Source organism: Clostridia bacterium (assembly GCA_019683875.1).
GTDB lineage: Bacteria > Bacillota > Sulfobacillia > RBS10-35 > Bu92 > Bu92.
Genome location: JADGHN010000095.1, coordinates 1 through 7090, shown reverse-complemented (window position 1 = coordinate 7090; position 7090 = coordinate 1). Strand labels below are relative to the sequence as shown.

9 protein-coding genes are annotated in these 7090 nt (G+C 68.2%); all 9 read left to right on the top strand.

Annotated features, from left to right (window positions below):
• Nucleotides 1-93: 93 nt before the first annotated feature.
• Entirely contained in the window at nt 94-462 is a 369-nt protein-coding gene (locus tag IRZ18_07735) for a MerR family transcriptional regulator (GenBank protein ID MBX5476993.1), read from the top strand.
• Between the two features lie 258 nt (nt 463-720).
• On the top strand, nt 721-990 hold the full coding sequence (gene flgM / locus IRZ18_07730) for a flagellar biosynthesis anti-sigma factor FlgM (GenBank protein ID MBX5476992.1): 270 nt from the start codon (nt 721-723) through the stop codon (nt 988-990).
• Nucleotides 990-1472, top strand: coding sequence for a flagellar protein FlgN (locus IRZ18_07725; protein MBX5476991.1), 483 nt, complete (start codon nt 990-992; stop codon nt 1470-1472). Before flgM ends, IRZ18_07725 begins: the two co-directional genes overlap by 1 nt.
• Nucleotide 1473: 1 nt before the next feature.
• The gene (flgK, locus tag IRZ18_07720) at nt 1474-2910 is read left to right on the top strand and encodes a flagellar hook-associated protein FlgK (GenBank protein MBX5476990.1); all 1437 of its coding nucleotides are present in this window, start codon (nt 1474-1476) and stop codon (nt 2908-2910) included.
• Between the two features lie 39 nt (nt 2911-2949).
• Nucleotides 2950-3831, top strand: coding sequence for a flagellar hook-associated protein FlgL (flgL, locus tag IRZ18_07715; protein MBX5476989.1), 882 nt, complete (start codon nt 2950-2952; stop codon nt 3829-3831).
• A gap of 105 nt (nt 3832-3936) precedes the next feature.
• Complete coding sequence (locus IRZ18_07710; protein MBX5476988.1) at nt 3937-5358, top strand: phosphoglucomutase/phosphomannomutase family protein; 1422 nt, start codon at nt 3937-3939, stop codon at nt 5356-5358.
• 1 nt (nt 5359) lies between these two features.
• The gene (tatC, locus tag IRZ18_07705) at nt 5360-6058 is read left to right on the top strand and encodes a twin-arginine translocase subunit TatC (GenBank protein MBX5476987.1); all 699 of its coding nucleotides are present in this window, start codon (nt 5360-5362) and stop codon (nt 6056-6058) included.
• 243 nt (nt 6059-6301) lie between these two features.
• A complete protein-coding gene (raiA, locus tag IRZ18_07700) occupies nt 6302-6841 on the top strand; it encodes a ribosome-associated translation inhibitor RaiA (protein MBX5476986.1) in 540 nt (179 codons plus the stop codon).
• Between the two features lie 13 nt (nt 6842-6854).
• Nucleotides 6855-7090: hypothetical protein (locus IRZ18_07695; GenBank protein MBX5476985.1), on the top strand; the 236-nt coding region annotated here is incomplete at its 3' end.

Here is a 7090-nt window from a genome sequence, read left to right as displayed (position 1 = left end):
TCCGTGGTGGCCGCCGTCCTCTGCCGGGACCTGTGACGCCGACGTGCCGGCGCGGCTCGCGGCCGCGCGGCCGGTCGGGGAAGGGAGTGCGGAATGCTTCGCAATTGCCGGCGCTGCGGGGCCCTGTTCGATTCCAGCGGACCGGACGTGTGCCCGCCGTGCCTCGCGCGGGAAGAGGACGTCTTTCGCAAGGTCCGCGCCTACGTGACGGACCACCCGGAAGCCAGCGTGGAAGAAGTGGCGAGGGCGCTGGATGTCGAGCCGGGTCTCATCCTGCGGTTCCTCAAGCAGGGGCGGCTGATCGGCGTCCGCGCCGAGCTGCACTGCGAGGGGTGCGGCCGGCCCATCACGGAGGGGCGGTATTGCCCGTCCTGCATCGCGGCCTTGCAAAGAGGGCTGGCCGGTGACCGTCCTCGGCGGACGCAGTTCTACGGAGCGCCCCGTCAGCGGCCGAAGCCTTGATGAGCTGACCGTTGCCGCCGTCCGGCGGGTCGTGCCCGGCTCATGTTAGAAAGACGTCGACAGGCGTCCGATCAAGAAAAACGACGAGACGAGGAGATTGTGAGCTCCGCGCCCACAGAATCGGCCTCCCATCACGGTCAACAATTCCCCGTGACACTCGAAACACGGTGTAGCAGGCCACAGAGGCCGTGACCGCCACGGGAGGCGTGCACCGTGAAGGTGTCGCACGGGCAAGTTCATGAGGCTGCTCGAGCGTATTTGACCGAACTGCAAAGAGCCGACCGCCGCGACGACCGTTCGCCCCAAGTCGGTGCCTCGGCTCAGGACGGCGTTTCGTTCAGCCGGGACGCGAAGGAGGTCCGCCGGTGGCTGGACCGCCTGGTGGCCATGCCGGACGTGGACCCGGCGCGGGTTGCCGAGCTGAAACAGCGCGTGTCGGAAGGCACGTACGCGCCGGACGCGTACGCCATCGCGGACCAGATCCTCGCTCGCTCGCTGGCCGATCGTCTGGCTGGCGGTCGCGTATGATGGCCCTCGACACGCTGCAGGCGGCCCTGGACGGAGAGCTCGCGGTCTACCGCGAGCTTCATCAACTCACGCGTCAGAAGCGGCAACAGATCCTTCAGGGGGACTGGCAGCGGCTGCAGTCGACGGTCGAACGCGAGCTGGAACTCCTTGCCGACCTCGACAAGTGGGAGAGTCGCCGGCTCGCGGCGACATCCGCGCTGGCCGCATCCATCGGGCTCGAGCCGCGCGCCACGTTGCAGGAGTTGACGCGCCACCTGCCTCCCGAGACGGCTCGCTCACTCACGGAGCGCCGGTTGGCGCTCCTCACCGTGATGGACGAAGTCGCGCGTTTGAACGCCACGAATGAGTCGCTTCTCGGCCAGTCCCTCGCGTATGTGGAATTTTCTTTGAATCTCTTGCGTCGCGCGTCGGGCACCGCCTATGACGCCACGGGACGCGCCCAATCCGTGGCGGCGCACGCGCGCTGGCAACGGAGGGCCTGACATGCGCAGCACGTTCTTCGGCCTGGAGACGGCTCTGCGCGCGCTGGAGGCGCAACGCGGCGCCGTGGACGTCGCGGCTCACAACGTGGCCAACGCCAGCACGCCCGGCTACCGGCGCCAGGTCGCGCGGCTGCAGGCGACGCCGCCGTATCGCGCGATCGACATGGACGGGCCCATCGGGGCGGGCTCCTGGGGGACCGGCGTCGCCATCGCGGACATCTCCAGCGTGCGCGACGCGTTCCTCGACCGCCAGGTTCGGGCGCAGTCGGCGTGGCAGGGACGTTACGACGCGATGGACAAGGCGCTCGGCGAGATCGAGGCCACCCTCAACGAGCCGAGCACGACGGGCCTCGCCTCCTCCCTGGACGCGTACTGGAAGGCGTGGCAGGCGGTCGCGGATGACCCGGGCAACCTGGCCGCGCGGCAGGTGCTGCTGCAGACGGCTGCGGCCCTCGGCGAGGACTTCTCGCACCTGGACCAGCAGTGGCTCTCCATCCGCGACGACGTGGATCGCCAGATCCAGGACCAGGTGGCCCAGCTCAACCGGCTCGCACAGCAGGTGGCGGAGCTCAACCACGACATCGCCGGTCTCAAGGCGATGGGCCAGAACCCGAACGACCTCATCGACCAGCGCGATGACCTGCTGAACCAGATGGGACAGATCGCGCCGCTTCAGACGCGCCTGAACGCCGACGACACCGTCGACGTGTGGGTGCAAGGGTACGCCCTTGTCAGCGGCGACCGTGCTGACGCGATCGATGTCACCGTCGGCGGCGGCAACCTGACCCTGACGTGGCAGTCCACGGGCGCGCAGCTGACCATCGCCCCCGGGTCCGCCGGCTCGCTGGGCGGGCTCCTCGACCTGCGTGAAGTCGTCATTCCGGGCTATCATGCGCAGCTGGACGCGATTGCGAACGCGCTGGCAAGTAAGACGAACAGTCTGCACAAGGCCGGAATTGACTTGACCGGGGCAAATGGCGAGGATTTCTTCTCTTATACGGGCTCCACTACGGGCTCCCCCTGGACTCAACCAATCCTACTGCAGTTGAACCCGGCGTTGGTGGGTCACCCGGAAATGATTGCCGCCGCTGCGCCGCCGGGCGCCAGCGGCGACGGCACGGTTGCGCTCGACATTGCGGCGCTACTCGACACGCCGAATGTCGTGGGCGGCGCGGCGAGCATCCACGAGGCGTACCGGGGGCTCGTCGGGCAGATCGGCGCCGATCGTCTGGAGGCGAGCACGCGGGCCGAAAACGCCCAGGCGCTCCTGCAGAACCTGGAAGTCCAGCGCCAGTCCGTGGAGGGCGTGTCGCTGGACGAGGAAATGGCGCGTCTCGTGCAATACCAGCAGGCGTACCAGGCGGCAGCTCGGACGCTGACCGCCATCGACGACATGATCGGGACCGTGGTCGAGCGGCTCGGCCGCGCCGGGTTGTAGGCGACGGCTCGGTTCCGCGGTTCGTGAGGAGGATCGCGCGTGCGGGTCACGTCCAGCATGGTCTATGAGCAGGTCATCGGCGACATCCGCCGGTCGCAGACCCGTTTGGCCCGGCTGCAGGAGCAGATGGCCTCGGGTCGCCGCGTCAACCGCCCGTCCGACGACCCCTCGGGGATCCAGTACGGGCTGGAGCTCTCGCACGGCCTCGCGCAGAACGAACGCTATCTCGCCAACGCGCAGGACGCACAGGACCGGCTGGACACCACCGACCAGGCGCTCGCGAGCATCGGCGACATCATCCTGCGGGCTCGGCAATTGGCGATCAAGGGCAGCGACAGTTCCCTGCCCCTGTCTGCGCATCAGGCTCTGGCCACGGAAGTGCGCCAGCTCCGGGACCAGCTCGTCGACACGGCGAACGCGGAGATGGCCGGCCGGTTCCTCTTCGCAGGCTCCGCGGACGACACCAAGCCGTATAGCGTGAGCGGGACCGGGACTCTGTCGTACGCTGGCGACAACAACTTGATTGTGCGCGAGATCGGGCCGGGCGTGCGCGTGCCGGTCAACGTCGACGCGAGCCAGGACATCAAAGACCTGTACGCCGCGCTCGATAAACTCGCGAACGACCTCGATGCACAGGACGTCAACACCATCTCGACCGCTGACCTCGCGGAGATTTCAAGGCTTCAGGACAACTTCATCAACCACCGCGCCGTCGTGGGCGCCCTGTCGGCGCGCATGCAGCTGGCGATCGACCGGCTGGGGGCCACGGGCTTCGAGCTGCAGAAACTCTTGAGCGACACCGAGGACGCCGACATCACGAAGACGGTGATGGACGCCATGCAAAGCGAGAACGCGTACCGGATGGCGTTGCAGGTCGGCGCGCGCCTCCTCCAGCCCACGCTGCTCGACTTCCTGCGCTAGTTCCTGCGGCAGCCTCGCCGTTCCACGGTCCGCTCCGCCGACCCCGCGACCCCTTCGACCGCCCCGGCTGGAGTGGTATGCTCATCGGCGGGGGTGGGGCAGGGCATGTCCCTCGCGGAGACGCTCGGCATTCGTTTCGGCACTGATGGTTGGCGGGACGTCATCGCCGACCGGTACACGTTCGCGAACGTTCGTCGCGTGGCGCAGGCGCTTTGCGACGTCCTCGCGGCCGAAGGCGGTCCGCGATCCATCGTCGTGGGGCACGACACGCGCTTCCTCTCCGACCGCTTCGCGCTGGCCGTCGCCCGGGTCGCCTCGGCGAACGGCTTCGACGCGTTCCTCACGCAGTTGGCCACGCCGACGCCGGCCGTGGCCTGGGCCACGCGGGAGCGCGGCGCGGCCGCGGGCGTCATGATCACGGCCAGCCACAATCCGCCCATCTACAACGGCTTCAAGATCAAGGGCCCCTTTGGCGGTCCGGCGCTGCCGGACTTCACGGCGGCTGTGGAGCGCCGCCTGGCGGAAAACGTCGCCGCCGGACGGGAGCCGCGCGAGGACGACGCGCGCGTGCGCCAGTTCGACGCGCTGCCGACGTACCTCGACCAGGTGCGGCGGCTGGTGCAGTTCGATGTCGTCGCTCGGGCGCGGGGGCCATGGATCAGCGACGCGATGCACGGCGCGGGGCGCGGCATCCTGGCCGGGCTCCTGCGCGAGGCCGGCGTCGATGTCGTGGAGATCCGCGGGGACGTGAACCCATCCTTCGGCGGCGTCAACCCCGAACCGGTGGCCGCCAACCTGGAGGCATTGCGACAGGCGGTCGTTTCCCACGGAGCGCGGGGCGGGGTCGTCACCGACGGGGACGCCGACCGCGTCGGGGCCGTGGACGAGCATGGCCGCATCGTGGACTCGCAACGGATTTTCGCTCTTCTGCTGCAGCACTTGGTGGAGGACCGCGGCTGGCGTGGCACGGTCGTCAAGACGTTCGCGGTGACGGACATGGTCGACAAGCTGGCGCGCCGCTACGGTCTTGAGGTGCTGCTGCGTCCCGTGGGGTTCAAGTACGTGACGGAGTACGCCCTGACCGGCAACCTGCTGCTGGGCGGCGAGGAAAGCGGCGGGCTCGGCATCCAGCACCACCTCCCGGAGCGCGACGGGATCGTCTGCGCCCTGCTGCTGATCGAGATGTGCGGTGCGCGCGGGAAGACCCTCGGCGAGCTCGTCGACGACCTGATGCAGACCGTCGGCTACCACGTGTACCGCCGTCTCGACCTGCATCTCACCGAGGAGCAGAAGAGGCGCCTGATGGAACGGCTGCGCACCTCGCCGCCGAGGAGCGTGGCCGGGCTCGCGGTCACGGGCATCGACCCCCTGGATGGATACAAACTGCGTCTCGGCGACCGCGGCTGGATCCTGTTCCGCGCGTCGGGAACCGAGCCGATCGTGCGCGTCTACGCGGAGCTCGACGACGACGACGCCCTGGAGCGCGTGCTGGAGGCGGGCCGAACCCTGGCGGAACGTGGCGATTGACGTGAGCAAGCTGGCGCCGCTGGAAAGCCACCTCGAGGAGCTCCGCTACCGCCTCATCGTCTCGCTGGTCGCGGTGGCGGCAGGGGTCGTGATCGCTTGGTTTCGCGCGTCGTGGCTTCTCCATGAAGTGGTCCGCCGGCTCGATTCCCACCTCGTGTTCGTCCAGCCCGGCGAGGCGTTCACGGCCGTGCTCAACATCGCCATTGTGGCCGGGTTGGCGCTCGCCTCGCCGGTCGTGCTGTACCAGATCGTGGCCTTCGTGGTTCCGGGACTCATGCCCGCGGAGCGTCGGCTTCTTTACGCGGCCCTGCCGGCCGCGGCCCTGCTTTTCTTCTGCGGCGCGGCATTCGCGTACCTGTACCTCGTCCCCTTCGCCTGGCGGTTTCTTCTGGGCTTTGCGACGCCGGACATCCAGCCGTACATCACCGTCTCGTCGTTTCTCAGCTTTCTCCTGGGGTTGCTGGTGCCGGTGGGTCTCGTGTTCGAGTGGCCGCTCGTCGTGCTCGCGCTGTCCCGCCTGGGTCTCGTCGCGCCGCGCACGCTGCGCGCGGGACGAAGACTCGCGTATCTTCTGATCCTGATCGTGGCGGCCGCCGTCACCCCGCCCGACGTGATGTCGCAGATGCTCGTGAGCGTGCCGCTGTTCCTCCTGTACGAGATCGGCATCGTCCTGAGCCGCTGGTCCTACCGGGAGCGCTGACGCCATTCGACATAATTCGGGAATCCTCTACATGTCCCACAGAGTTATCCACATGTCGGCCCCCTGATCCGCCGCTTGTGAACAGGGTTATCCACATTATCCACAGCTTTTCCGGTCGACGGCATTCTGTTACGAGGCATGTTCACCCCGATGGCGACGACAGGAAACGACACGCCGGAAGGTGGTGGCCGTGCGGGCTAGAATGGTCTTGGAAGTCGGGTAAGGGGGTCGCGTCTCATGCCGGTGAACCTGCAGTTGCACGGCAAGAACATCGACGTCACGCCCGCGTTGAGGGAGTATGCGGAAAAGAAGCTCTCCCGCCTCGGAAAGTACTTCGACGAGCCTCTCCACGTCCAGGTGAGCTTCGAGGTCGAGCGGGGCCGGCACCTGGTCGAGGTGACCGTGCCGGTCTCGGGCTACATCTTGCGCGGCGAGGAGGCGACGGGCGACATGTACGCCTCCCTGGACCGCGTCTGGGACAAACTGGAGCGCCAGATCCACAAGTACAAGACGCGTCTCAACCGGAAGGCGCGCCAGGACGGCGGCGCCAAGAAGCCCGAGCGCGCGAAGGAGGAGCGCACGGAAGACCCCTCCGAGGATCTGCCGCGGATCGTCCGGGTGAAGCGCTTCCACCTGAAGCCCATGGACGTCGACGAAGCCGTGCTGCAGATGGACCTCCTCGGCCACGACTTCTACGTGTTTCAGAACGCGGAGACCGATGTGGTCAACGTGCTCTACCGCCGGCGCGAGGGCGGCTACGGCTTGATCGAGCCCGCGCGCTGAGCGGTGGAGACGCATGACCCGAACCGCAATGCCCCGCGTGCACGCCGTCATCTTCGAAGGCGGTCGCGCCGGCGGCCCCCTGACGGGGGCGGTGGCGCGCGTGCGGGAAGCGCTGACCCTCGTGCGCGTGCGCGTGCTCCTCGCCGCCGGGATCGAGCGCGTCTGGGTGGTCAGCGACCGCGCGGCGCTGCTGGAAGAGGCACGCGCGGCTGGCGCCGTGCCGGTGACGAGCGCGCGCCCGTTCCGGTT

What these genes read in the sequence shown, in the direction of transcription:
- IRZ18_07710 (MBX5476988.1), top strand. Translation starts at nt 3,937, where the DNA reads ATGTCCCTCGCGGAGACGCTCGGCATTCGTTTCGGCACTGATGGTTGG.
- flgK (MBX5476990.1), top strand. Translation starts at nt 1,474, where the DNA reads ATGCGCAGCACGTTCTTCGGCCTGGAGACGGCTCTGCGCGCGCTGGAG.
- IRZ18_07725 (MBX5476991.1), top strand. Translation starts at nt 990, where the DNA reads ATGGCCCTCGACACGCTGCAGGCGGCCCTGGACGGAGAGCTCGCGGTC.
- IRZ18_07735 (MBX5476993.1), top strand. Translation starts at nt 94, where the DNA reads ATGCTTCGCAATTGCCGGCGCTGCGGGGCCCTGTTCGATTCCAGCGGA.